Here is a 24,792-nt window from a genome sequence, read left to right on the forward strand (position 1 = left end):
AATCCGTCACCAGCGCCCCAACGTGGACTGCTCGGTGATCGCCAGCAACTTCTCCTTCATCCGGTCGAGGATCTTCAGATGCGCCTCGACTTCCACCCAAGCCAGCTTCTCGACCGTGCCGTTCTCCTCACGCAGCTCGATGAGATCCATCAGTCTCTCTTTGGCGGTGACGACGGACTGCTGGAACACCGTCAACCGAGTGCCCTCCTGCTTGGCCGGGTTCGGGACATCGCCATTCACATCGAACCCATGACGCACCGCGTAGCGGAGATTCGCGTCGAAAGTGGTGCCTCTCCAGCCGTCCGGTTGCTCCACGAGTTCCCTGCGTTCCGCATCCCACCAGCGCAGAGGTTGCCCTGCCCGAGATCGCTTCACCGCGTCAGCCAGTAGCGCATGGCCCGCCTCGGTCTCCAACAGCTTCGTGACGATCTGCGCGACCGGTCCACGCGAGATGGTCTTGCCGCCCACGATCTCCTCCGCCGACCCACGCGGGGCATTGAGATGCCCGGTTGTCACCATCGCAATCATGCCCAGGACGCCGAGCTGTGCCAGTGCTTCCTGCTCGCCCTTCCTCGCTCGCATGTGCAGGGTGTCTATTGCCTCGTCAGAACCGAGATTCTCCAGCGACCAGGGATGATCCACCAACTCCTGCCACAGGCACTGGGTTTCGAGCGCCGCGCGGATCGAAGTGATCTCCCTTGGCTCCTTGCTCACGGAGTAGGAACGGAGAGCGAGCTCCACCACGGGGCCATTGCGATACTTGATGTAGGCGCCCGGCACCTGAAGCTTTGTACGCATCAGCGCGGTGAACTCGGGATCCTTGCGCGTGAACTGCTGAATGACGAAAGCAAACCGCAGGTCACGGAGAGACGGGTCGAGTCTGAGTTTGCTCATGGCCTCCGCTACCCGACCCCGCCCCAGGAGCACGTCGCGAGTGGCTTCAGGATCAGTGAACAGGTCTCCAAGGTGCCCCTCGGCGTACAAACCCGCCACGATCTCCTCCGCCACAACGGCGTTGCGCGCCCCGTTTCCAAACGGCTTGACTCCCACGTTCATGCTCAACAGGAGAGAGCGCACCGCGGCCGGGAAGCGCTTCATCCCAAGGGTGGCGTCATCGTCCTCGTAGCCAACGATGATCTGCACCGGGACGGTCAGGGCATTGAGGGCCATAGCGGCTTTGTTGCGGCCCTCGATCGAGGATCGGGGCTCGTCCAACTTCCGATAGGCCGCCTTGATGATCTTCCGTACGAGATCCCGCCGCTTCGCCAGCGGCAGTCGCATCAGGTCGGAGGGAGCCGGCAGAGTGGGCGCAGCGCTCTTGCCGTCGTCCAGCCAGCCTTGTTCGACCGAGATCTTGGCCCAGCAGGACACCAGCCGGGAGTTGCCGTCCACCGCCGTGAACTCGGTCCCTCCTTGGCCTCCCGGCATACGGAGCAGGGCCGCGACAAGCATCAGCGGGCGCTCCACCAGCCGCTCGCCGACCTCCTGAGGGTTCTCGTTTCTCACCTTGACTGCGGCCCGGTCCACGGACTCCATCAGGTCCTCGAACGCGTCACCGTGAACCAAGGCAGCATGTTCGCGATGCGGTTCAGGCATGGACAGGGCGGGCCGAGACTTCCTTCCGTCCGGGTCCGCGGCGTACTGGGCATCAGCCAGTAGCCGATCGTTCTCCACTGCGATGGAGATCAGGGGGCTGTAGACCCGGGTGCTGATGGAGTACAGCCAGCCGGACTCCACACGGTGGCGCTCCGGCCTGACACTGGCCAAGGCATCGGGCTCCACGGCGATGTGAGTCAGCCGCTCCAGCAATTCCGAGGAGAGCTTTACCTGGGCCAGATCTGCCAGGTGCCGCTGGCTCTTCGTAGTCTGCGAGGTGGGCGGGACTCGGTGCACGAAGTCTTTGCCGGCGTGGCGCGGTCCGGTTACCGGGATGACGGGAATCTCGTCTGGCCCACTGCGGTTCCGATCGGCGGCCTTGCTCATGCGCATGCTCCTACGAACGACCCGGTACGCACCCAAGCGCCCCAGGGGAAAAAGAGCGCGTGCTGCGGCGACCATCGAGGAGGCCGCGCACCCGTCCCCGGCCCGCAGGACCTCGGTCGCTGCGCGCGGTGGCGGCGTCGAACTGGCGAGTCCGGAAGCCTTCGTGCCGTTCGCCGTGGGGGCATGCGCGATGAGCAGGGCGCGTACGGTTGCGGATCGCAGTCCGCAAGCGCAGGCATCAGGTACGTCAAGATCGGCGGCGTTGACGGGAGCACGCTACTCGGCGTAGGAAGCGACTGACGGTCCGTGAACGAAACCGGCCGAGATCGTTCGTTCGCTGGCTAGATCAGGGAAGCTCTACTGTCTCGAGCAGCGACGCCCCATACGTGCGGGCGCAAGGCCCGCCACGGCTGACATGGGCGTGCCAGGCATCACCTTTGCGGATCAGCTGAGCCCGCAGCTCGCGACTGCGAAGTCATTTCGGCTCCGTGCCCGCCGGACCACGGGCTGCGGCGCTTCATCTCATCGCCTCCATCGTGGTGCTCCATGCGGACAGGGGCGGCACTGCTACGGCTTACCCCGGGGCGCGCGGCTCAGCCCGAATGGCGCCCCAGGATGCGAAGTCCGTCTGCGATGCCTTCAATTGCGTTGAGTGTGGTAACGGCGCCGTGGGCTCGTGCTGAGCCGCTACCCGCGTGCATGGCCTACCCACCGTGCGCGCGTGGCCGGTGCCGGCGGGCCCTTGCCCACAGCAGCACGGGAGTGACCCCCATGAGTCTCCGCATGCACCGGCTGGTGCCGTGGCCATCGGTGAGCAGGGGGCGGCATCGGTTCTCCGCACCGGATATCGAACCCGTGCAGGCGGTAGGGCACACGCTCCAGATCTCGACAGTCCGGGCACTCGGCGCCGCCGTCGGGGCTGGGCCCGACCGGCCCGAGAATGAATGCCCCTTCCTCGGGCCGATAGCACCGCCAGGGGGCAGCACCGAAAACAAGCGGTACCAGTAGAGCTGATGAATTCGGTGGCGGCTCTTCCCGTGGGGGAGGCCGCCATTTCGTTGCAGCCCAATGAACGGGGGGACGGGAATGAGGTGGTTCGGAGTATGCGCGCCTGGCGGGCGGTCTGTCGTTCCTGCGGGCGCACGGTTCATCTGGGACGATCCGCCCCTCTGGACCGTGGGGCCCGAGCCGCAGCGGCTGGTGCGCACGGTCGTCGACCGCGGCGCTCAACTTGCCGTGTTCGGCATGCGCTCGTCTCGCTGCGCATGGTGTGGCTCACGCTCCTGGAGTCGAATCGGGCCGGCATCATCGCTTAGGAGAAGGCCGGGTCCGGTCCGACCGGACGGCTCCGGCAGTCGGCTTCTGGCTCGGACAGTGCGCCGATGAACTGATCGCGGATGCGCTGCGTGACCCGGAACCTCGGCCGTATCCACTGCCGTCGACGCGGGCACTCGCAGAGTTCCTGAGCGGCCCCGGTGCGCGAGGCGAAAGACGCCTCCGCTCCGGCCATGTCGCCGGAGCGGAGGCGTGCCGGTACTGCTCTCGATTTCGTCGCCAGTTTCAGAGAATTTCGTGCAACTCATCAGACAGGGCAATCAGGCGCGCCTCATCCAGGGCGGGCAGGGCGTACCGCTGCTCGCGGACTCGGGTGACGAACTCGTCCGGCAGGCGCACGTGGTAGCGGCCCAGGTAGAACCACAGGTCCCCGCGCCAGATCCATTCGCCATCGGTGAAGACGGAGTCCCCGCCCAGGATGCGCTCGTCCGATCCCAGGATGTCGCCGACGGTTCCCATCGCCGAGAACAGCTCTTCACCGGCACGGAGATACTGCACGATCTGGTCCTCGTCCGGTTCGCCTGTCTCGCGCGTGAAGTCCTGGAGTTTCCCGTCGGGAGTGCCAGCGCGCTCCAACCACAGCTCTTCGTAATGACCGAGAATCTTCATCGAGGGTCCTTGGTGTCTGTGCTCACTGGACTATGGGAAGGAAGGTACGCCAATAGCCGCCGCCGAAGATGATCGGCTCCTGGCCGGCACCGGCGCCCCTCATCACGCCCACCTTGTTGGTGGGTGCCATGACAGGGACGCGCAGTTCGTTTGCTACCTGTTGCGCTGCCGGCGTGACGCTCACGCCCTCACCAGCCGTTCCCGAATGGCAGGATACGAGCCTGGCCGGGCCGCCGTCGTAGCTGGGGTTGTTCCGGATAGCCTCCGCGATCTGCGCCGGATGTGTGTTTCCTCCAGAGAATCCGTTGCCGTGCGCGTTGACGCGGCCCGGCTCGAAGAATCCGCGATCATTGCCATGGATGACGACGTCGTGGAAACCGTCCTTCGGCTTCACCCAGTCAAGGTTCTTCAGGGTTGCCGAGTCGTAGCCGATTCCCGTCGAGCCGGGGTGGTAGTACACAGGGTCACCGGCGGCAAGATGAGCATCGCCTTCGTTCTTGGGCGGCTCGGGAATCGTGGAGTCAGGGGCAACCCGGGCATCGTAGTGGCGGCTCATATTGAGCGAGCCAGCCCTTGGCACGTGCAGGGAGTCGATCCCCTCAAATTCGAGCCTGGTCGCGCCGAGGGCAGATTCTGCGCTCGCCCCCTTGGCGACACCTGATGCCACGCGGGCCCCAGCTCCCAAGGCCCCACCCAAGAGCACGCCAGCCGTGCCGGCGGCGCTGGCCTCCTGGAGGTTGATGCCGCGCTGTTCCCCGAGCAGATTCCGGCCGCCCTGGGCGACGACCACATCCACCGTGATGGCTTCGACGCCGCCGATGGCGGCGGTGGCCAGAACGGTGCCGGCGATCTCGGCGACGGTTGCGGAGACGGCAACGCCTGCCGTGCCGGCCGCGGCGACGATCGCCTCGGTGGCGCCCGCGGCGGCGAGTTCGCTGATACCGCCGGTGAAGAGGGCCAGCGCCGTCCCGGCCACGAGCACCGCCCCGGCGATCTCCAGCTCGTGCTCGATCTTCTTCTTCGCCTCGGCGATCTGGTCGGCGAACTTGTCCAGGGCCTTGGCCATGTCCCGTGCAGCGGAGGCGACATCGCCCAGATAGCCCTTGCCGCCACCGTGGTACTTCTTCCAGAACGCGCAGAACGCCTCGATGCCGGCGCCCTTGTTGTTGTCGATGACATCCTGGGTTTTCTTGTGGCAGGCCGCCGTGCAGTCCTCGACATCGTCCGCATACATACGCCAGGCCCGCGCGGCTTCGCGTAACTCGTCCTCATCGCACTCCGGCCACCACATGCCGGTGAGGTCCTGGACGATCTCTTTGGCCTTGTCGGCAGCGCCCATCACTTACCGTCCGCTAAGCCGGACTTGGCCGACCGGTCTGCGTCCTCGTGATTGGCCGCCATGTCGTTCATGGCCTTGGTGATGCTTGACAGGCCCTTGCCCAAGGCCGCGGACGCCTTCTCGATCTGCGCCCGGTGCGGGGCGTAGACGTGCTCGAACATCTCGCCCTGCTCGTCACCGCCCCACGGCTCCCCCAGCCCGTCGAGCCCTTGCCGGAGCTTGGCCGTCGCCCGTTCCAAAACGACCGACTCCCGGTGGAACGTCGGAGTGGCAGTCTTGAGTTGATCGGTATCGACGTCAAAGCCGTCGCCAGCCATGCCGTGCTTCCCCCTTGGCCTTGTTCTCGTAACCCATCGCGAGCCGCTGATGATAGTGGGCGTGTACGGAACTTTGTCTAAGTCCTTGATTTTTGCCTGGTGTTGAGTCGGTCCTCGAAGAAGAAGAAGAGGAAGAGGAAGAGGAAGAGGAAGAGGAAGAGGAAGAGGAAGAGGAAGAGGAAGAGGAAGAGGAAGAGGAAGAGGAAGAGGAAGAGGAAGAGGAAGAAGAAGAGTGAGAGCTGGTTCTGCACCTTCTTGCAGTGTGCCGTGGCGTATGTGATATCGCGTGCCTTGGGTGACCTGTTCGCGGACGGCGAGGTGGAGCACCTTCAACGCGGCCTGCTCGGAGGGCAAGTGCCCGCAGGTGCAGCCCGCTTTCCGCATCCGTGAGCCGATCGAATCGACCGGGTTCGTCGAGTAGACGACCTTCCTTACCTCCGGCAGGAAGGCGGGGTAGGCGGTGAATTCGCTCCATGCAGCTTGCCAGGTCCGCACGATAGCGGGATACCGCTGGCCTGCAAACCGCCTGGCGTTCGAAGGCCCCCTCAGGGTCCCTCACAACGGCCGGCGCTACTGCCCCCGGCATCGGTCAGCACCGCCTTCAGCGATGTTCCGCTGCGGCTATTGCCCGAGCCGCGGTCTGCCGGATCCCGCTTCCCGTATCCGAGGTGGCCGGTCATCTCCGTGCCCAGGCCCGCTCCAGCACGACCCGCTTCGCCTCCGCCAGCAGCCCGCCGTCACCCAGCAGGAAAGGCCCGAGGCATCCACGCGGTCCATCAGCCGCTCAACAACCTCATCCACCAGCTTGTCCTCGACCGCCTCGACCGCCTCGACCGCCGGGATCTCATCGGGCACGCAACTGGCACGAAACGCCTAGCGTGGTCTAGACAACGCGAAGGCCCAGTCCCTTAGCTGGGCCTTAGTCGTTGGAGCGGGTGACGGGAATCGAACCCGCGCTCTGAGCTTGGGAAGCACCCGGCGCTTGACCCATGCATGGGTCCTGACTTGCGGAAATGTCGACTCGGTCCGTCTCTTCAGCGTCTGGCGGCTCCCCTGTTGTCCGCTGTTCACCGCCTCTACTGGCACGTAGTGGCACGCCCCCTTGGGTGGCGCGCGGGTGCGTCGGTGACACCTCCTGCCGGGGCGAGACGTCAGATCGAGACAACGGCGGAACCTCAGGTCTCGGACCTGGGGCTGCTGTTCACCGCTCCCAGGGACACGGTTGGGGCACAGAGCGCGGAGGGTCTCCCACCCTGCGGAGACTCGTTTGATCGAGCCGGTCTGGCCACGATCCACTCAACCCGGCGTCGTTGTCAGTGCCTCCTTCTAAGGTCACCGCATGACGACATTCCGTTCCGGTTTCACGCTCTGGCAGATGGTCAGCGGGGCTCGGGAGCTCACTGAGCACCCGAGCGTGCTGGAGCGCATCAATGCAGTGCTGCGCATCATGGGTCCTGCCTTCGGCGGGACCGGGTACGGCAAGGGCAGGCCGTTGGTGAACGCTTTGGAGGATGTTGCCCAAGAATCGCTCCTGCTCGGAGACTTCGCTCTTGCGCAGCGGTTCCAGCGCTTCGCCGCCTACGCCGGAGGCGAACTGTTCCTCGAAATCCTGGAGAACTACTACGACGAGAATGCTCGGCATCGTAGCGAGGAAGGCATGCGCAGGCTGGTGGCCATGGGCGCCGATCGAGCGGTGGCCGTTTTGGACGCCCTCTCCAAGGACAACCCCGAGGCGACGGTGGCCGATGCGCGGGACCTCTTTCGCGGTATAGCCCTGTCCGTGGACTACTTGGGCCTCGGTACGGGGGAGGGTGGGATTCGGCTGCCCACTCGAGAGAGGAGGCGACTCCAGCAGTACGGGCACATGGAGCTGGTCCTGAGGAACCTGCCGCGACCGGCCTCGACCGAGGCGGCGCGGATGGTGGGCGACTTCCTCGCGGATGCCGACGCGGGGTTGCTCGCTCAGTTGCTGGAGCTGAAGGCCCGGCGAGCGGGTCTCGACGCTCTGCGTGCTGTGGTGGAGGACGAGACGAGCTCGGAGACCGCCCTCCACGCCCGTCTGAAGAATCAGGAGTGGATCTTCGGCGGTGCCTACGTGGCAGAACTGGCACGTAGGCAGTACACCGCGGACACGATTCTGGATATCCCGCTTCTGCGTGGTGATGGGTCTCTTCACGTGGTGGAACTCAAGCGTGCCAACATCAAGGACCTGGTGATTCGCCGCAGCGGCCACCTCATGTTGGGTGCCGCGGCCCACCACGCGGTGTCGCAGGCGCAGAATTACCTCCGCACCATGGACGAGAACCGCAAGGCCATTCTCGCGGACCATGGAGTCGATACCCGTAGAGCCTCGGCGACGGTTGTGATCGGGCACCCGCGCTTCGTCAGTGGGGGCATTACCCCCCAGGACATCGCGGAGACACTCCGCACCTACAACACACACGCGGCACGCATTGAAGTGATCACGTACGAAACCCTGCTGGAGTCAGCAGCCCGGATGCTGGCCCTCGCGTCGGCGCAGCAGGATCCTGACCAGACCGAGGAGCCCACGGCATGACCGAAGACAACCGGCCTGCGATCGAACAGCTGCTGGCCCGCCTGTGCGGTGGCGTGATTACAGGCAAGGACTACGTCGGCTACTTTCTCAACGAGCACGGAGAAGAGCTCGTCTTCGCCCAGCGCCGGGGAGAGAAGACCGCCCGGTTCTGGCACAGCGACGCCGACTGGCAGATGTTCCGCGTCGGCGACCACTCAGTACGGGTCGGCAGCGTGATGGACGGGGTGATCACCGTCGGCGACCTGATCATTGATCGCAATGAGGCGACATGGCTGTCCTCATGCCTTGCTGCCTCCCGCCACCTGCGTCAGAAGCGTGGCTGACACGCCGCTCTGAGACAGGGCTTCGGCGTAGTCGCGTGACGCCCGGTTCGTGGTGGTCCGTCAGGTGAGTGGCGGGGCCGGAGTGGGACAGGCGCGGCTTCCAAGATCATGGAGTTCTCTACGCCCCGTGATCCGAGTGGAAGAGCGTGCCTGCTGACGCGTCTTCGCTGATCCCGCCTGCCTTGACCAACAGCTGAACACCGGCCGTCGGGTGATCGGCGACCCCAAGTCCCGTGCGGGCAAGCGGGAGATCATGCTGCCCGGCTTCATCCTCCTCGATGTCCGCCGGCACCTGGAGTGGTTCGCCCAGGACGGTCCCGACGGCCTCGTCTTCGTGGGTGAGAAGGGGGCGGCCCTCCGAGGCACGACCTTCGGCCGGAAGTGGCGCAAGGCCCGCGACGCGGTCGGCATGCCGAAGGAGTTCCGCTTCTACGACCTCCGGCACACCGGCAACACCCTGGCCGCCGACACCGGAGCCAAGCTGAAGGACCTCATGGTCCGCGCCGGCCAGTCCTCCGAGCGGGCCCAGCTCATCTACCAGCACTCCACCAAGGCCCACCAGCGTAAGCTCGCCGACGACATCGACGCCGATGTCCGCCGTCGGCGTGCGGTGGCTGCCCGAGGCCCGGAGGACGGCGCGGCTGCCACCGTTCACCAGCTCCCACCCCCGTTCCCGGCGTCGCCGGAAAGCGCACGAAGGAGGTGACGTGGATCACTCGATGCGCGTCCCGGTGTTCGAGACCGCGCAATGTTGCCTGGTCGCGGACCGCGCGTGGGAACTCCATCTGACGTCCCGTTACAGCGCGTATGGCACGCGGGCCCGAAGCGGTCTAGACGACAAACAAGGCCCTGGTCTCCGACCAGGGCCTTCGTTGTGGAGCGGGTGACGGGAATCGAACCCGCGCTCTGAGCTTGGGAATCATTGCCGCCTTGGTGGTCGATAGGGCTGCTGACCTGGTATTTCTTTCCGGTGTATGTGCTGTCTGCGGGTACTCCTGGCACCTGTGTTGACCGCTGTTCACCACTCCGAAGGGCACGCTTGGGGCACGCCCCCGGCGGACGTCGGGATGACACGGTTCACCGCGCCCGCCGTGTGGGGCGCCGTGACTCTTCCCGCATCGTCCGTGAGCCCGCGTTGCGGGCGCAAGCGTTGGCACTCTCAGCCGCGCTTCTCCTCCTCGGCCTCCATGAGCCGGATGCCCTGGTGGGTGAGCGTGACCATGGCGGGGATGTTGCCGGGGTCCCAGTCGACGGTGATCAGGCCCTCACTCGCCAGGTAGGTACAGGCGGCGGCGAGGTCCTGTTCCGGGATGTCGAGGTCGTGGGCGAGCCGGGTTCCGGTCATTCCGAGGAGGCGGTTGCCTTCGCCGGCTTCGTACAGTGCCCCGAGGATCTGCTCGCGGTAGCTCTTTCGCTCGCGGAGGGTCGCCATGACCACTCCTCTCCTGCAGGTTCGGGGCCCGTGGCCGTCAGATCTCGTCGGCGTGGGTGTTGATGCGGCTGCCGGCGGGCGGTGTGCTGCTGGCCAGCCAGGGGAGGGCGGGTTCGGGGGCGGATTCCGTGTCGACGGTGAGGTGAAGCCGGGTGCCGCCGTGCCGAGCCGGGTAGCTGCGCTGTTCGGTGCTGGCGAAGCAGCGGCGCAGGACCTCGGCGACGGCGCGGGCGGCCTCGGAGGAGGCCGCGACGATGCGGACTTCCGCATGGCCAGCCGCCGGGAGGGTGCGAGCGTCGGTGCCGGCGCCGGTGTCGGTGTAGGTCTCGATCAGTTTCAAGAGGGGGGGGTGGCCCTTTCGGCTGGAGGCGGTGCTTCGGCGGGTGGGCGCCTGGGCCCACCAGGCGCTGCCCCGGATCGGAGGAAGGTACGGGTCATCGGGAGGTGCGCGTAGGGTCGGCAGCCCCGCCATCTCCCGGCACCGACCGCTGCCGCGTGCGGTGGCTCCATCTGCGGGCACCCCGCAGCGCGACGCTGATGTGGCAGGCGGCGAGGCGTGCGTCGTGCTGGGGAGCCGTGATGAGGACGACGGGCTCCCTGCCCCTCACCTCCACGTGTCGCCTGGCACGGGGAAGGGCATGACGGGCAGTCCGAGCGGCCGCCCGTAGAGGGATATGCATGAGCCGCCCTCGTCCTCCCAGCTGTCCTCCGGGCGTCGGGTGTCCCTCATATCGCGTCCGATGGCGGCTTCGTTGGCCAGCAGGGCTCCGGCCTTGAGGACGCTCCCGGGGATCGCGGCGGCAGCCATCAGCCGGGCGGCCGCGGCGGGCTCGGTCTCGGGCGGGATCACCAGGAGATCGCAGCGGCCCATGGTGAGGGAGAGCAGGATCAGCTTGTCCGGGTCCTGCTCGGTGAACCATGCGACGTGCAGGGTGTGGCCGGCGGCGGGGACCTTATGAGGGATGACGGGCCAGCGGGTGGGGTTCACGGTGACGCGGGTGATACGGCCCCAGGGTTCGTCCAGGGCTGTTGCCAGCGGCGGGAGCTCGGCGGCGAGGTCGCGGGAGTGGGGCCACCAGGTGCCGTCCAGCTGGCCCGCGAGCGTGGTCTTCGGGGTGAGCGACAGACGCGCCGGAAGTACGGGGGCGAGGTCGCGCGGCGTGGTGAGGTCGAGGAGCGTAGTCATGGCGCGAAACCTGCCCCCGGGCTGCCCGTCGGCAGCCCGGTGTTCGGCGATCGCCGGGAACGGCACCTGCGTGGAGCTGGTGTTCGAATTGCTCCCGGTTCTTCGAACATACTCCTGCAAGAGGGGCCCGAACCGTTTCGTGATCAGGCAATTTCCGGGAGCCCGGTCACCGCGGGCCGCCGGCAGCGGCATCGAGCAGGTGAGAGGCGTACCGTGAAGGCACGGGCAGGGCGTCGTGCTGTCGACGGCCGCGCCCGCGTCTCCGAGAGGGGCGGACCGCTATGGCCGACTCCGACACTCCCCGCCCCGCACCGCTGCTTCTTCCGGACTCGATCCACCAGGCGGTGAAACTGGGTACGGCCGTGCTCCGTATGGAAACCACCCAGTCCCGGACCGGCATCCTCGACGGTGCGTGGTGGCCGCGGTCCAAGGACATCACGGCCGAGCTGCCCGCCCTGATCAAGGCCCTGACAGAATACCTGGGCCCCATCACCCGCGTCGGCCTCGACGCCGACGCCTGGACCGGACTCCCGACCCGCCTGGTCATCGACGACCGCGTCGTACACATCGACTCCGACCCGGTCGGCGACGACACTGTCCTCATCACCCGCGGCCACAACGACCACTTCGCACTCCTGGTCGTCCCCCCGGGTACCACGCCCGACGCCGCCCGCATCGCCATGGCCCGAGCGGTCCGCGCCGACAACCTCACCCAGGCCACGCAACTCCTCGTCGCCACCGTTGACGATCCGGGGCCTGACGCGTGACACGTGGTGCCAGAGGTCTTCCGTCCAGGACTCTTAAGGGAGTTGGGGCGACCGGAGGCCCGCCTCGGTCCTGCCTCTCGTTCGGTTCGTACGGGGCTGATCATCCATCAGCCCCTTCTCCGTGAGCGCCGGTGCCGATGGACGGTCTGCGGTGGTGAGCCAGGAGAGGGCGGGTCTACGGCGTAATTGGCGCCCATCGAGGGGCCGATGGGTTGGGTCGTCCCGGGTGTCGGGGGTGCGGAAGGAACCGGGAAGTGCTCCAGCCGGGCGGTGCACGGCACCCACCTGGCACCATGCGCGGCGCTGCCACGGGCGCGGATCTCCCACGGGCATCCGCGCATGAGTACGCCTTCGTCAGGGCTCCGGGTCGTATCCGACGGCTGGCGAGTTCACCTCAGTCCGAGGCCGGCGGCGGGGGCGACTCGGCGGCGCGGCGGTATTCGGCGTTGATGCGCTGGGCTTCTTCGAGCTGGTCCTCAAGGATGATGATGCGGCAGGCGGCCTCGATGGGGGTGCCCTGGTCGACGAGTTCCCGGGCGCGTGCCGCGATGCGCAGTTGGTAGCGGGAGTAGCGACGATGTCCGCCCTCGGAGCGCAGCGGGGTGATCAGGCGGGCCTCGCCGATGGCGCGCAGGAAGCTCTGGGTGGTGCCGAGCATGGCGGCGGCCCGGCCCATCGTGTAGGCGGGGTAGTCGTCGTCGTCAAGACGGCCGAACGAGTCGTCTGCTGTCATTGCACCTCTCTCATGGAACGCATGGAGGGGCCCTGGTGCCGTACGGCACCAGGGCCCCGAAGGAACTACTACACCATCTGTCGGCCCTGATACTGCGCCGACCTCCTGTTTCCGCCGCCCCGGCCGAGTTGCTGCCGGGAGTGCGGGGATCGCGGTTGCTTGACCGGAGACCACCTCACTATCGATGTCCTGCGGTACCCGGGCTCAGCCTTCGGCCCGGGCGATCCTGATGGCGTCTGGCTCCTCCGTTCTTCCTCATTGATCAACTGCTGGTGAAGCGGGGTACTGCGTACTGCTGGTGCTGCTCTACTGCGCACTGCTGGTGGCCTGTCACAGCGCCACTCTTCGGCAGCCAGCCCCGTTGCCCATCCTGCATCTGCTCTGGCTTGGAACCCCACTGCCGAACTTCCCGGTACGCGCGCCCGCAGCCGACGCCTTTACCGAGGTACCGCTCACTGACTGCACTGCTGGTACTGCGAACTGCGGGTACTGCCACTGCGTTAACTGCGGTACTGCTCCTGGCAGCCCCTGATGACTGCGGGCCACCCGGTCCGGTCGTCAGCCCCGTCGCCGTCCTGCAACAACCCTGGCTTCGGAACTCCACCACCGCACCGCCCTGCGAACTGCAACTGCATGTACTGCTGCCCGGCAGTTCGTCTCTGCCGAGCCCTTCGGTCTCTCTGGCTACGAGAGAAACCATAACCACGCCACCGCCCAATGTCTACTTCGGTCATCATAGATTTTCGTGCGCCTCGGGCTGAGCTAGCTGCCCATGGTGGTCCCAGGTATGCAGGGCGGCCATCACTGCTGGTCAGGCCCACGGGCGTGGCGGCAGCCGAACGCGGGGGCTCGGTGTGTCGCCGATGCACAGTGCTTCGACTACTACTTCCGGCTTGGTCCATCGCTTCGCCCGAGCGACTGCGGTCACCCGGCGCGCCTCTGGCGGCGAGGCGTGGAGTGCCCTACTCGCCAGGGGCGCGACCGCTGGCGGGGTCGCAGGAGGGCCCGACCGGCACGTGCCAGTCGGGCCCTCCTCGCTGCTCGGGTGGCAGCCAGTGCCGTGCCCATCGCTCAGGCGTCAGACGGTCACCGGTACGCCGAGCATCGCGGACGCCTGCTGGAGCGGGGTGAGGGGGCGCGTCGGCACGGTGGCCCTGGGCAGGACGCGGCAGGTGAAGCCGAGCTGCGTCATGGCTCGGAGAACTTCGCCGGCGCTGAAGTCGCGTCGGTCCTGGCGGGTGATGATCTGGCCGACCTGCTTGGCGGGGTAGGTGCGGCGGCCTATGGTCACGGACTCGCCGGTGACCTGCTCGGGCTTGACGCCCTTCATCGATTCCAGGACACCGCTCTTGGTCAGGTCGAACGGGAAACGGGCGATGACACAGCGCATGATGCCTCACAGGAGGAAGGGGACGGTCACGTCGGAACTGCGGTCGTGAGGCGGTTCAGCGTGCGAGGGCGAGGACGACCGAAGGGCAGCCTTGTTCGTCGACAACGGGCAGGGCCGACTCCGGCCGGCGATGGCGCATCACGTGCTCGGCCTCGACCGTCGTGGTCAGGGGTGAGGCGAACGGCTCGCGTTCGCCGAGGACATCGCGCAGCCGGAGCCGGTCCGTGTACGTGTCGCGCTCATGGACGGCGGCGAGCTGGGCCTGGGTGACCACCCCGGTGCACAGGTCGTCCTCGTCGCAGACGAGCAGATGACCCGTGCGGGCGCCGGCCATGACAGACCAGGCCACTTCGACGGTCATGTCGTCACAGACTTGCGGAACGTCCGACTCCATGGCGTCGACCACCATCCGGTGCACGGGGTTGCCCTGTGCCGAGCGGTCCTGCATCTGGATCAACGTCACAACGTGCCTCCTGCAGAGGTGGGTCAGTTTCCTGATCAAGTGGTTCTCAGGCCGCCGCGTCGAAGGAGGACTGCCGCCCGTTCATGCGCCGGGTAGCCGGGAGGGGCCTGCGTCGGCCGCGGGATGCGCTGCTGCGCCGGGGCCGCTCGGTCACGGGTGCGGTGATGGTGACCGGGATCCCGGAAGGGTCCTGGGCGCCGGTGATGTGGTGTAGTGACTCTTCGCCCGGGCGGACCTGGGTGGTCTGCGGGGTGATCCCGGCGGTGGCCATCAGACGGGTCATGTCACGGCGCTGGTTCGGGGTGACCAGGGTGACGACGCTGCCGGACTCGCCGGCGCGGGCGGTGCGGCCGCCGCGGTGGAGGTAGTCCTTGTGGTCGGTCGGCGGGTCGATGTTGACGACGAGGTCGAGGTTGTCGACGTGGATGCCGCGCGCCGCCACGTTGGTCGCGACCAGCACGGTGACGTGGCCGGTCTTGAACTGGGCGAGCGTTCGGGTGCGCTGGGGCTGGGACTTCCCGCCGTGCAGCGCGGCGGCTCGTACTCCGCTGCTGAGCAGGTGTTCGGTCAGGTGGTCGACGGCGTGCTTGGTGTCCAGGAACATCATGACCCGGCCTTCGCGCGCCGCGATCTGCGTCGTCATCCGCTGCTTGTCGGCGCCGTGGACGTGCAGCACGTGGTGCTCCATCGTCGTCACCGCGCCGGCGGACGGGTCGACGGAGTGCACGACCGGGTCGGTCAGGTAGCGACGCACCAGCAGGTCGACGTTGCGGTCCAGGGTGGCGGAGAAGAGCATTCGCTGGCCTTCCGGGCGTACCTGGTCGAGCAGGGCGGTGACCTGGGGCATGAAGCCCATGTCGGCCATCTGGTCGGCTTCGTCGAGGACGGTGATTGCGACCTGGTTCAGCCGGCAGTCACCGCGGTCGATGAGGTCTTTCAACCGGCCTGGCGTGGCCACGACGACCTCCGCGCCTCCGCGCAGCGCGCCGGCCTGCTTGCCGATCGACATGCCGCCGACGACCGTGGTCAGACGCAGTTTCACGGAGCGGGCGTACGGGGTGAGGGCGTCGGTCACCTGCTGAGCCAGCTCGCGGGTGGGGACGAGTACGAGAGCGAGCGGCTGGCGGGGCTCGGCGCGCTGCCCGGCGGTGCGTGCCAGCAGGGCGAGGCCGAAGGCGAGGGTCTTGCCGGATCCGGTGCGGCCGCGGCCGAGGACGTCACGGCCGGCCAGGGTGTTGGGCAGGGTGGCGCCCTGGATCGGGAAGGGCACGGTCACGCCCTGCGCGCCGAGGGCGGCCAGCAGTTCCCCGGGCATGTCCAGGTCGGCGAAGGCGTCGACCGCGGGCAGCGCGGGGGTGATCGTCTTGGGTGGGGCGAACTCGCCCTGGACCGCGGCGGGCCGGCGGCCGCGGCCGCCCGAGCGGCTCGGGCTTCCGGAACGGCTCGGCGTGGACGAGCCGAAGCGGCCGCCCCGAGGCGAACCGGAGCCGCCCGTGCCGAAAGTGGGGCCGCCGGTGCGGCTGCGGGTGCGAGAGGAGCGCTCGTTCCTACGTGCGGGGTTCATTCAGAACCTTCCTTGATACGGCACGCATCAAGGAACTCCCGCAGCAGAAAAGCGGCGCTGGGAATTGCGAGACCGGGCCGAATGGAATGCGAAAGCGTATTTGGCCTACGGGAAATCCGTACAGGCCCAGGCGCTGAAATAGGCGACGTCCGGTGGATGTGAAATCCAGTGACGGCGGTCGAGGGGCGCGACTGCGGGGAGGGCGCGACCCGAAATCCTGCGTCCCGCAGGAGAAACCACCGCGGGGAAATGTGTGCAGCTGGGGTCTGCACCCCGAGGGATGCGGGCCCCAGCTACAAAATGCGCGTCAGTGTCAGGTGGGAACAATGTTCTCGGCCGTCGGGCCCTTCTGGCCCTGCGCGATGTCGAAGGTCACCTTCTGGCCTTCGAGCAGCTCACGGAAGCCTTCGGCTGCGATGTTCGAGAAGTGGGCGAACACGTCGGCGCCGCCACCGTCCTGCTCGATGAAGCCGAAGCCCTTTGCCGCGTTGAACCACTTCACGGTGCCAGTGGCCATGTCATATCTCCTTGGGGCATTACACCGGAATCCGCACCGTGCGGACACCGTGTCGCCGCGATGATGCCCCGCCCGGAGAATGGCCGGGAAATATAAAGCGCTCCTCAGTGGCGCGGAGGCCGGCTGGAGACGCTTGAAGATTTTGGGAACCAAAACTGCAACCGAGATCGACAGTAGCATGCTGCGGTGGCTTGTGTGCGCTAAATATTTCCACCCTATGTGCGGTGGTAAAAAGTCTCCTCGCGGGGTCCATCAAATTCTTGGACCGCGGGCATAGATATTGGTTGACGAGCAGGGCCAGCAGCAGGGCGGGCTCACCGCCGGTTATGTCGATGGCCCAGGTGACCTGATGGCCGCCGGCCAGCCAGGACACCGTGCGCTCGACGACCCAGCGGTGCCTGCCGAGCCGGTGTGAGGGTTCGATGCCATTGCGGGCAATGCGTTGACCGGCGCCACCGGCCCGCCGCGCGGGGCGCGAGTGCACCGGTCCGGCAGTTCAGGGCACGCGGATGAGCGGCCGAGGCAGCGACCTTGTTCATCGCCTTTCCCGGCGACACCGAGCCGGTCCTCCTCGTCGAAATCGTGCGGATGCGCCACCTGGGGGCTGTCCATCACACGTAACGGGAACGCGAGGGAAGGCGGCCTCTCAGCCGGCCGACACTACTGGGGCGACGTGTACACCTTCCGCGGCCGGGCACAGGGATGTGAGGCGCGCCCCGCAGATGGCCCCGGCCGCCCATGCCGCCGTCGTCAGCAGCAGTGCGCCGGTCGGCCCGCCGTGTGCCAGGATCCAGCCGCCCACTGCCGCTCCGAGCGCACCACCGGCCATCATCGCGCTGGCCACCCAGGACTGCGTCTCCGCTTTCTCGCCCTTGGATGCGTGATCTGCGGCCGCACCGTACACGGAGGCGAAGCAAGGGCCGAGGCAGAAACCGACGGGCAGGCAGGCCAACGCCACCAGGATGGGGTGCATGAAGTAGGCACCCACCAGAAAGAGAAGACATACCGCGCTTCCACCCAGCGGCACGGTGGGCTGTGTCAGGCGTCGGGCAGCCGGGGTGGGGAGCCCGCCGAGCAGCACGCCGCCCGCCATGCTGGCCATGGCGATGAGGCTCAGCAGTGTCCCGCCGGCCAAGGTCACTTCGCCCTCCCGTCCATAGGCCGCCAACGAGACCTCCAGGACGTTTACGCCGAGGAAGAAACAGAACGCGACGCTGAAAACCTGGCACAAGGCAGATGACCGCAAAGGGCCCGTCCAGTGCCTGCGCGGAGAGGCTTCCTCGGGGGCCCGAGCGCCAGCCCCGTACAAGGCCAGCGGCACCGCGGTCGTCACGAGCAGCCCGCAAACCAGCACAGCGGCTTCCGGCGCGATACCGCGCGCCAGGGCAACCGCCGCGACCGGACCGACCATGAAACCGAAGTCCGTGAGGACGGCATCCAGGGCCAGTGCGGTCGTCCGCAGTTAACCCGGGAGCTTCCTTCGCCAGATCACCCGGTTGAAGGTTCCGACGGGCGGCAGACTGACGGACGCCAGCGTCGCGAGGCAGAACAGCGCCGGAGCCCCGGCATCTGCCTGCGCGCCGACGACGAACAACACCAGAGCACCGATGTGCAGTACGAGCAACGGCCACAACACCACAGCGTAGGAATACCGGTCGAGCAGCCTGCCCCGTAGCGGACTGGTCATCGCGCCAATCGAAGAGGCCGCTACCACCAAGGTAGCGGCGCCGTAGTCGAGATGACTCGAAGCCAGCGCCAGCAAGGCCACTGCATACATGCCCGGCTGGAACCTACCGGTCAAGGTGGCGACGGCCGACAGCCGGGAACCCGGCACCGCGAAAAGCAGCCGGTATTTGCGCACAAGGCCCCTCGTCAACACGAGCTCTCCCAGATGATTGGTGCGCCAGGAAACGCGCTACGGCAATCCCGCCACGGCCATTCCGCGGGCCACCCTGATCACTACACACCGAACTGGACACCAAGTTCAGCCCGCACACGCTCCGATTGAGCAAAGGCACCGCAGAAACGGGATGGCGACATGGTCGACGTGGCACCGCAAGCACCGGCACGCCCAGCAGGCGAAGCGCCACTACGCTCACCACCTCCAGCAGGCAGTCGCTGAGCACGCCAAGCGCATTCTGGGACGCACTCGACATCGTGCTCGCCGAGGCAGAGGCTGGTATTGGGACCCAGTCCGGCCGCGCCGCCAGGGGCTCTCGTCCCTGTCATGGCAGGACGGGCCAGCCTGGACTCAGGCCGTATTCGGCATCCTCGCAACGGCTCGCTCTCGAACGGCTGGGTCGGTACTCAGCGCGGCGTCGGCGAGTAGATGGATATGCCAGTAGAGATGGAGCCGGCCTTCGGCAGAGGGATCGGAGTGTTCGGCCAGCGCGAGGACGGGCGTGGGGTCGTCCAGGCCGAGGCGTACGGCTAAGCGGCCTAGGTCGGAGTGCCTGTCGCCGCAGATGGCTAGCTCCCAGTCGATGAGGAGCCGGCCGCCCGCCGCTTCGTGCAGGAGGTGGCTCGGCTGCAGGTCGTGGTGCAGGAGCACTGGCCGGACGTGCATGTCGGCGAGCTCGATCCTCTGGTGAAGGTGCCGAGCTACGGGGTCAAGGTCTGGTGCGACCTCTGCGTACCGTCGCAGACGGCCGTGGAGGTAGCCGGACCATGTGCGGTGTCGTCGGGCGCCTGCGAGGCGGCCGAAGTGGGTGCCCGGCATGCGGTGCACGACGGCCAGTGGTTCAGCGAGTTCATCCAGGAAGCGGTCGGCTGGCACGGGCTTACCTGGGACTGCGGTCTGTGCCGTCCACGCGGGGGTGGCTTCCAGGTCCGCGGCGAGTAGGCGTGGACCTGGGGTGTGGTGCGTGGCGAGGAGGCGTAGTGCGGCGGCTTCGTTGGCGGGCGCGGGTGGGGTCGCCGTAGTGCTTGAGGATGTACGGGGTGGGTGCGTCCACCGACCAGACGCGGTTGGCCTGGCCGGTGGTGATTTCACGCGCACTGGGCGGCACACGTTCGTCTATGCCGTGCATGGCGGCGTCAGGAGACGTCGCCGAGATAGGCATCGGGGGTCGGGAGCGGTTTTGTGAGGGCGGCGATGGGCTGCCGGATGGCGTGTGGCAGCAGGTTGAGGGACTCGATTTTGTGCAGCGGCACCCATTCCAGGCCGGTTTGGACGTCGTCTTGGGCGTGGCCGCCGAGTTGGTGAGGGTCGCTGGTCGCGGTGCACAGGAAGATCGCTTCGATGCGGTGGGTCTTGGCTTCCTGCACGGGGTGATCGTGGTTGGCGCCGATGTATTCGCGCAGCCACAACAGCCGGTCGACGCTGACGGTCAGACCGGTTTCCTCGTCGACTTCGCGGCGGACGGCGTCGCTGAGGTTTTCCCCAGGGTGTTGACCGCCTCCGGGGAGGAAGTAGCACTCCTGGTCGTCCCACTTGGCCCGCATGAGGAGGACATGGTCGTCGTGGAGGACGACGGCTTTGGCGGAGGTGCGGATTTCCGGGGTGACGGGGTCGGTCACGGTGCTGGTCCAACTTCCTTTTGTCCTCTGGGCGATGGGTGTTTCAGCGTTCAGTCTTGCCGAAGGTGGTCGGGCGGCGAGCGATGCGGCGGAGGATCATCCGCCAGGGGCCGACGAGGCGGATGAACGGTTGGACGGGGCTGGCGGCGATCAGCGCGGCGCGGCGGCTGCGGGTGGACTGCGGAGCTGCCGCGATGTGGCTGGTGGTGGGGAGTACAGCGGTGTGGAGTGGCGGGGTCAGATGGAGCAGGCGGGCGGTGACGACGGGACCGTGCAGCAGGACGCCGGCGAGGGCGATGACGGCCCACACGGGACCGGCCCACCATGAGGTGATGACCGCGGCGGTGATCAGTGGGGCGCCAGCCACCCAGGCGATCTCGTCGGCCCATTCCCGGAATATCAGGAGTCTCTTGCTGGTGCGGGAGAGGGTGCTGGGCAGGTGGGCGATGGCCTTCGCGTGTCGGTCTGGGCGGGCTGACGTGCGGAAGGCGAGGGCGTGGAGATTGGCCAGGCCGTGTGGCTCGGTGTAGGGCTCATCGAGGACCGCGACGGTGGCTGGTGCGATGCCGGCACCGAGGAGGGACAAGCGGTGGCCGGTGCCGAGGTCCTCCATCGGTTCGGGGAAACCGCCCAGGGCTCGGACGGCTGGCAGGTGGACCGTCATGCCGCAGCCGACGCCGTAGATCATCGGCCGCAGTAGGGCGCCCATGGCGGGTGGGAGGCGGGCGGAGGAGAGCCAGTGGTTGAGGCGGATCCGCGCGAGCTCGATGCCGAGTGAGCGGCGGAGTTGGTAGATCCATTCCTCTGTCAGGAGCAGGCCGGTGGGCCCGGGTGGGAACGGGTGGCGAGCCAGGAGGGGGAGCCGCTGCTGCTGGATCAGCGCAGGTGGTCGGCGTGTGTGGGCCTGGTGGCAGGTAGCGGCCTTGGCGAAGGCGTGGAGGGTGCGGACGTCGGGGATCGCGTCGGCGTCGTAGACGCAGAGGTACGTGCTGTCCGCGTCGTGCTCGTCGTGCCAGCCGAGTGGGCCGAGGATCTCGTCGAGGTGTTCGGCGGCGTGATTGAGCTGGCCGGCTTTGCGGCCGCCGCTGTCGGGCTGGTGGCGGTGCACCAGGCGTAGGCCGGTGGTTGGCCGGTGTTCGACGAGGGCGGCCACGGTCTCGCGGGTGGTGGGCTGGGCGTCGTACAGCTCGGTGAGGATGGCGAGGCGTTTGTCGGCGGGGGCGGTGTTGATCTCGTGGGCGATGTGGCGGCAGCGGGGGCGGGGGAACAGTCCGTGCAGCTGTGCCTCGGTGAGGTGGCGGGTGGCGCTCAGGGCGGGGAGGCGGGCGCGGTCGCGGCGGCGGGCGTTCTCTTCTCGCTCCGTGGTGATGATGACGACGGCCGCACGGCCTGGTGGGTAATCGAGAGAGCTGAAGGCGCTGATCGTCTCGTCGGCGATGGCCTGTTCGCGCAGCATGGGCAGCAGGACGACCAGCCAGGGCGTTTCCTCCCCTGCAGGGGCGTGGCCCTGGTTGGAGTTGGCCAGTAGCCAGCGCGCGGAGAGTTCGACGGCGACAAGTGCCCATAGCGAGCGGGCCAGCAGCAGGGTGAGCAGCGCTGGGACGGCGAGGTGGAGCCAGAGGCCGGCGGCGGTCATCGTTCGGCCTCCAGTAGGCGGTGGACGGCACGGATTTGCTCCGCGATGCGTGGCCAGGAGAAGAGTTCGGCGCGTTCGCGGGCTGCGGCTCGTCGTAGGGCGTGGTCGGCGGTGCCGAACTCGCTGAGGAGTTTGTCGACCGCCTCGGTGGCGGCCGGTCCGTCGCCGGGTGGGGTGAGCACGGCGGCTGGGCCGGCGCCGGTGTAGTGGGGGATGCCGCCGGCGTCGGTGGTGACCACGGGGGTGCCGCAGGCCAGGGCTTCCAGGAGGGCGTTGTTGGCGGTGGCGTCGGTGAGCGGCAGCAGGACGACCGCGGCGCGGCGGTAGAGCTGGGCGAGGGTGAGCTCGGTGATGCCTTCCAGTACGCAGGCTGCCGGGTGCCAGGTGCGTTGGTTGGCCTGGCGGGTGACGACGAGGAGTTCGACGTCGTGGCCGTATCGGTGGTGGAGCTGGGCGTGGACGGTGTCCAGGACCTCCCAGTCGCGTAGCCACCAGCCCACGGTCAGGACCAGCGGCCGGGAGGAGACGGCAGGTAGGCCGGCGGGGGTGAAGGCGCCGGTGTCGATGCCGTGGGGGACGAGGCGGACGCGCTCTGCGGGCAGGTAATCACAGAAGAACGCCTGCTGGTCGGGGCGAGGGTGATGATCTGGTTCGCGCGCGGGGCGAGCTTCCGCCAGGCCGTGGCCGTCATGAAGCGGGCCAGTTGCGCGGGTGGCTGGTGGTAGGTGACGGCGGTGGGGCCTGGCCGGTGGCGGGAGAGCCAGAATTGTTCGTCCCCGTAGAGGACATGGGCGGGGCCTCGGCGGGTGAGGACGCGCCAGTCCGTGGCGAAGTGTTCGGCGGGGTAGAAGGGCAGGGGGCACCGGCGGCGTACGAGGTGGTGGGCTGCTGCGGCGGTCTTCTGGCCGGTGGTGCTCCGCGGCACGGTGATGCGGCGGGCTTCGGGCAAGTAGTCGAGAAGGCGGTCGTAACCCCCGTGCCGGCTGTGCCACGGCACTCGGACAGCTGAAGCGATCACGGTGTGCGGCACGACGTCTCCCGATTCGGAGTATCAGGCAACAAGCTGTGGCCACGGAGGCATGGTGCAACGGCTCGGGGCCGGACGAGACGCAGCACGGGCAGGCCAGGGGCCCCGGCGGGGTCGCGACAGTGTTGCCAGCGCTGGCGGTGCTTGCGGTGGTGGGCCGGGCCCCAGATGAGGATCGAGTCGCGGGCGAACAGGTGCCGGAAGGTCTCCCTGTTTCCGGCGAACAGTTCCTCGCCGCGGGCTGCGCGCTGGAACGAGCGCTTGAGGAGCCTGGGCAGGCAGGTGCGCACGGGGAAGTCGAGCCAGAAGGCATCCCGGCGGGGAGTTCTGCTCGTGATCAGCCGACGCAAGCAGTTCTCATCGCGCGTGGATTTCGACGTTTCCGCAGGGCCCAGTGCGAATGAAGTCGCGGCCCCTGCAGAGCACATGACGTGCCCAACTCCCCCCGACCCGCCGGCGGGGATCGGGTAACGGCTCACGTGGGCAACCGCCGTTTAGTTCTGCGAATTTGCCGACTAGCCACGACGGAGTGGCGCAGGTCACGAAAAGCGCGTCTCGCGATTTGAGACGTAGACCGTGGTGAGGGGGCGACGTTGATGCGTTGGCGGCTCTCCAGCCGGGGCACGCAGGCGAGTTGGGGCACGTGGAGGGCACGCCGGCCCCTGGGAGGTCTAGACAACAAAAAAGCCCCAGGCCGCTGACCTGGGGCTTCCATATGGAGCGGGTGACGGGAATCGAACCCGCGCTCTGAGCTTGGGAAGCTCATGTTCTACCATTAAACTACACCCGCGTAAAGAGCCGCCTCGATTGAAGGCGGAGCATCGCAGCACACTCTACCCCATGGCCTGGTCGCGGTGTGATGGGTGCGGGTGGGGGTGTCCGGGAGGGGTGGTCGGCCCGGGGGTGCGGGGTGGGATGCGGGCGTGGGGTGCGGGAGTTGGGGCGTACGGTGGGGCGTCGGAGTGCCGCGTGTGGCGGCGCCCAGTTCATCCCCTAATGTGGCAATTGTTGTCCACGCACTTGGGAGAGGGACTTGATGGAGCGCACCGTCGTACGTTGTGCCGAAGGGCACGTGTTCAGCACCGCTTCGTTCCCCATGCAGACCACTGACCGGCTCGGGCCCGGACGGCTGTTGCGCTGCCCACGCTGTGCTCGACTGCGGCACTCGGTGCCGGTGGAGTACGCGAAGCGGTAGTCGGCCGTGGTGGTGCAGCGGCGCCGGAGTGAGGTAGCGGCGCCGCCGTAGCGGGAGCTTGCGGAAGACGGAAGCAGGCGGAAGCAGACCGAAGCGGGCGGAAGCCGGTGGAGGCTGTGGGCGAGGGTCCGGTCCCGGTGGGGGCCGGGCCCTCGTCGTGCGGTGGGGGTGGTGCGGGCGCGTATCCTCGTCTGCGTGCTTCTCTCAGACAAGGACATCCGGGCCGAGATCGACGCAGGTCGGGTGCGCATCGACCCCTACGACGCATCGATGGTGCAGCCGTCGAGCATTGACGTGCGGCTCGATCGCTACTTCCGGGTGTTCGAGAATCACCGCTACCCGCACATCGACCCCGCCGTCGAGCAGGCCGATCTGACCCGTGAGGTCGTGCCGGAGGGGGACGAGGCGTTCATCCTGCACCCCGGTGAGTTCGTGCTCGCCTCGACGTACGAGGTCATCACGCTGCCGGAGGACCTGGCCTCGCGGCTGGAAGGCAAGAGCTCGCTGGGACGGCTGGGGCTGCTGACGCATTCGACCGCCGGGTTCATCGACCCCGGGTTCAGCGGGCACGTCACGCTGGAGCTGAGCAATGTCGCGACGCTGCCGATCAAGCTGTGGCCGGGGATGAAGATCGGGCAGCTGTGCATGTTCCGGCTGACCTCGGCGGCCGAGCACCCGTACGGCTCCGCGCACTACGGCTCCCGCTACCAGGGGCAGCGCGGCCCGACCCCGTCGCGGTCGTTCCAGAACTTTCACCGTACGCAGGTGTGAGCAGGCGCCGGCGGGTGGGCACCCGCGCGCCGGACGAGAAGAAGGCAGGGCCCCGGAGACCAAGGAATGGTCCCGGGAGCAGGGGGAGCGGTCTCGGCGGCCGGCGAAGGCCGGAGAGCGGTCCGAGGG

General features: G+C 67.6%; 23 protein-coding genes, 1 tRNA gene and 4 pseudogenes. 5 read left to right on the forward strand and 23 right to left on the reverse strand.

Annotation, left to right across the window (positions count from 1 at the left end):
* Positions 1-6: 6 nt before the first annotated feature.
* From ACLJWH_RS21775 to ACLJWH_RS21800, 6 genes and pseudogenes are all read right to left on the reverse strand, one after another.
* Complete coding sequence (locus tag ACLJWH_RS21775) at positions 7-1,983, reverse strand: hypothetical protein (RefSeq protein WP_411143416.1); 1,977 nt, start codon at positions 1,981-1,983, stop codon at positions 7-9.
* Between the two features lie 1,560 nt (positions 1,984-3,543).
* Entirely contained in the window at positions 3,544-3,927 is a 384-nt protein-coding gene (locus tag ACLJWH_RS21780) for a hypothetical protein (RefSeq protein WP_411143417.1), read from the reverse strand.
* A 22-nt stretch (positions 3,928-3,949) separates the two neighbouring features.
* On the reverse strand, positions 3,950-5,266 hold the full coding sequence (locus ACLJWH_RS21785) for a hypothetical protein (protein ID WP_411143418.1): 1,317 nt from the start codon (positions 5,264-5,266) through the stop codon (positions 3,950-3,952).
* The gene (locus ACLJWH_RS21790) at positions 5,266-5,583 is read right to left on the reverse strand and encodes a WXG100 family type VII secretion target (protein ID WP_411143525.1); all 318 of its coding nucleotides are present in this window, start codon (positions 5,581-5,583) and stop codon (positions 5,266-5,268) included. The genes ACLJWH_RS21785 and ACLJWH_RS21790 overlap by 1 nt, the downstream gene beginning before the upstream one ends.
* A gap of 77 nt (positions 5,584-5,660) precedes the next feature.
* Entirely contained in the window at positions 5,661-5,834 is a 174-nt protein-coding gene (locus ACLJWH_RS21795) for a hypothetical protein (RefSeq protein WP_411143534.1), read from the reverse strand.
* A 109-nt stretch (positions 5,835-5,943) separates the two neighbouring features.
* Positions 5,944-6,078, reverse strand: a pseudogene (locus ACLJWH_RS21800) (hypothetical protein); the annotation flags it as partial.
* Between the two features lie 844 nt (positions 6,079-6,922).
* On the opposite strand from ACLJWH_RS21800, the gene ACLJWH_RS21805 reads away from it, so the two are divergent.
* The 3 genes and pseudogenes from ACLJWH_RS21805 to ACLJWH_RS21815 all read left to right on the forward strand — a co-directional run.
* Entirely contained in the window at positions 6,923-8,140 is a 1,218-nt protein-coding gene (locus ACLJWH_RS21805) for a Shedu anti-phage system protein SduA domain-containing protein (RefSeq protein WP_411143419.1), read from the forward strand.
* Positions 8,137-8,463, forward strand: a complete 327-nt coding sequence (locus tag ACLJWH_RS21810) for a hypothetical protein (RefSeq protein WP_411143420.1) — start codon at positions 8,137-8,139, stop codon at positions 8,461-8,463. The genes ACLJWH_RS21805 and ACLJWH_RS21810 overlap by 4 nt, the downstream gene beginning before the upstream one ends.
* Before the next feature lie 190 nt (positions 8,464-8,653).
* Positions 8,654-9,169: pseudogene (locus ACLJWH_RS21815) on the forward strand (site-specific integrase); the annotation flags it as partial.
* 453 nt (positions 9,170-9,622) lie between these two features.
* On the opposite strand, the gene ACLJWH_RS21820 reads toward ACLJWH_RS21815, so the two are convergent.
* The 3 genes from ACLJWH_RS21820 to ACLJWH_RS21830 all read right to left on the reverse strand — a co-directional run bounded on the left by ACLJWH_RS21820 (position 9,623) and on the right by ACLJWH_RS21830 (position 11,081).
* Entirely contained in the window at positions 9,623-9,895 is a 273-nt protein-coding gene (locus tag ACLJWH_RS21820; RefSeq protein ID WP_411143421.1) for a hypothetical protein, read from the reverse strand.
* Positions 9,896-9,932: 37 nt separating this feature from the next.
* Positions 9,933-10,235, reverse strand: a complete 303-nt coding sequence (locus ACLJWH_RS21825) for a hypothetical protein (RefSeq protein ID WP_411143422.1) — start codon at positions 10,233-10,235, stop codon at positions 9,933-9,935.
* Positions 10,236-10,499: 264 nt separating this feature from the next.
* Positions 10,500-11,081, reverse strand: a complete 582-nt coding sequence (locus tag ACLJWH_RS21830; protein WP_411143423.1) for a DUF5994 family protein — start codon at positions 11,079-11,081, stop codon at positions 10,500-10,502.
* Positions 11,082-11,362: 281 nt separating this feature from the next.
* Here ACLJWH_RS21830 and ACLJWH_RS21835 point away from each other — a divergent pair, with 281 nt between their 5' ends.
* Positions 11,363-11,848 (forward strand): DUF5994 family protein, encoded by a 486-nt coding sequence (locus ACLJWH_RS21835; protein WP_411143424.1) that lies wholly within the window; start codon positions 11,363-11,365, stop codon positions 11,846-11,848.
* A 394-nt stretch (positions 11,849-12,242) separates the two neighbouring features.
* On the opposite strand, the gene ACLJWH_RS21840 is transcribed toward ACLJWH_RS21835, so the two are convergent.
* The 14 genes and pseudogenes from ACLJWH_RS21840 to ACLJWH_RS21905 form a co-directional block, all read right to left on the reverse strand.
* A complete protein-coding gene (locus ACLJWH_RS21840) occupies positions 12,243-12,581 on the reverse strand; it encodes a MerR family transcriptional regulator (RefSeq protein ID WP_411143425.1) in 339 nt (112 codons plus the stop codon).
* 1,078 nt (positions 12,582-13,659) lie between these two features.
* Entirely contained in the window at positions 13,660-13,971 is a 312-nt protein-coding gene (locus ACLJWH_RS21845; RefSeq protein ID WP_411124576.1) for an SCO5918 family protein, read from the reverse strand.
* 55 nt (positions 13,972-14,026) lie between these two features.
* Positions 14,027-14,434, reverse strand: coding sequence for a CBS domain-containing protein (locus ACLJWH_RS21850; RefSeq protein WP_411143426.1), 408 nt, complete (start codon positions 14,432-14,434; stop codon positions 14,027-14,029).
* Between the two features lie 46 nt (positions 14,435-14,480).
* Positions 14,481-15,998, reverse strand: coding sequence for a DEAD/DEAH box helicase (locus ACLJWH_RS21855; protein ID WP_411143427.1), 1,518 nt, complete (start codon positions 15,996-15,998; stop codon positions 14,481-14,483).
* A 313-nt stretch (positions 15,999-16,311) separates the two neighbouring features.
* Positions 16,312-16,515: a cold-shock protein gene (locus ACLJWH_RS21860; RefSeq protein ID WP_411143428.1), complete on the reverse strand. Its 204-nt coding sequence runs from the start codon at positions 16,513-16,515 to the stop codon at positions 16,312-16,314.
* A 361-nt stretch (positions 16,516-16,876) separates the two neighbouring features.
* Positions 16,877-16,963: pseudogene (locus ACLJWH_RS21865) on the reverse strand (IS5/IS1182 family transposase); the annotation flags it as partial.
* Between the two features lie 198 nt (positions 16,964-17,161).
* Positions 17,162-17,977, reverse strand: coding sequence for an MFS transporter (locus ACLJWH_RS21870; RefSeq protein ID WP_411143526.1), 816 nt, complete (start codon positions 17,975-17,977; stop codon positions 17,162-17,164).
* Complete coding sequence (locus tag ACLJWH_RS21875) at positions 17,978-18,376, reverse strand: hypothetical protein (RefSeq protein WP_411143429.1); 399 nt, start codon at positions 18,374-18,376, stop codon at positions 17,978-17,980.
* A 585-nt stretch (positions 18,377-18,961) separates the two neighbouring features.
* Positions 18,962-19,525, reverse strand: a pseudogene (locus tag ACLJWH_RS21880) (phosphotransferase family protein); the annotation flags it as partial.
* A gap of 26 nt (positions 19,526-19,551) precedes the next feature.
* Entirely contained in the window at positions 19,552-20,034 is a 483-nt protein-coding gene (locus ACLJWH_RS21885; protein WP_411143430.1) for an NUDIX domain-containing protein, read from the reverse strand.
* A 43-nt stretch (positions 20,035-20,077) separates the two neighbouring features.
* Positions 20,078-21,670: a hypothetical protein gene (locus ACLJWH_RS21890; protein WP_411143431.1), complete on the reverse strand. Its 1,593-nt coding sequence runs from the start codon at positions 21,668-21,670 to the stop codon at positions 20,078-20,080.
* On the reverse strand, positions 21,667-22,170 hold the full coding sequence (locus tag ACLJWH_RS21895; RefSeq protein WP_411143432.1) for a glycosyltransferase: 504 nt from the start codon (positions 22,168-22,170) through the stop codon (positions 21,667-21,669). Before ACLJWH_RS21895 ends, ACLJWH_RS21890 begins: the two co-directional genes overlap by 4 nt.
* Before the next feature lie 2 nt (positions 22,171-22,172).
* Positions 22,173-22,667 (reverse strand): hypothetical protein, encoded by a 495-nt coding sequence (locus ACLJWH_RS21900; RefSeq protein ID WP_411143433.1) that lies wholly within the window; start codon positions 22,665-22,667, stop codon positions 22,173-22,175.
* A 746-nt stretch (positions 22,668-23,413) separates the two neighbouring features.
* Positions 23,414-23,487: transfer RNA gene (locus ACLJWH_RS21905), tRNA-Gly, on the reverse strand.
* 600 nt (positions 23,488-24,087) lie between these two features.
* Between ACLJWH_RS21905 and dcd the strand changes: the two genes are divergently transcribed.
* Complete coding sequence (gene dcd, locus ACLJWH_RS21910) at positions 24,088-24,663, forward strand: dCTP deaminase (protein ID WP_411143434.1); 576 nt, start codon at positions 24,088-24,090, stop codon at positions 24,661-24,663.
* The last annotated feature ends 129 nt before the right edge of the window (positions 24,664-24,792 follow it).

Origin of the sequence: Streptomyces sp. x-80 (assembly GCF_046549095.1) — a bacterium.
GTDB lineage: Bacteria > Actinomycetota > Actinomycetes > Streptomycetales > Streptomycetaceae > Streptomyces > Streptomyces celluloflavus.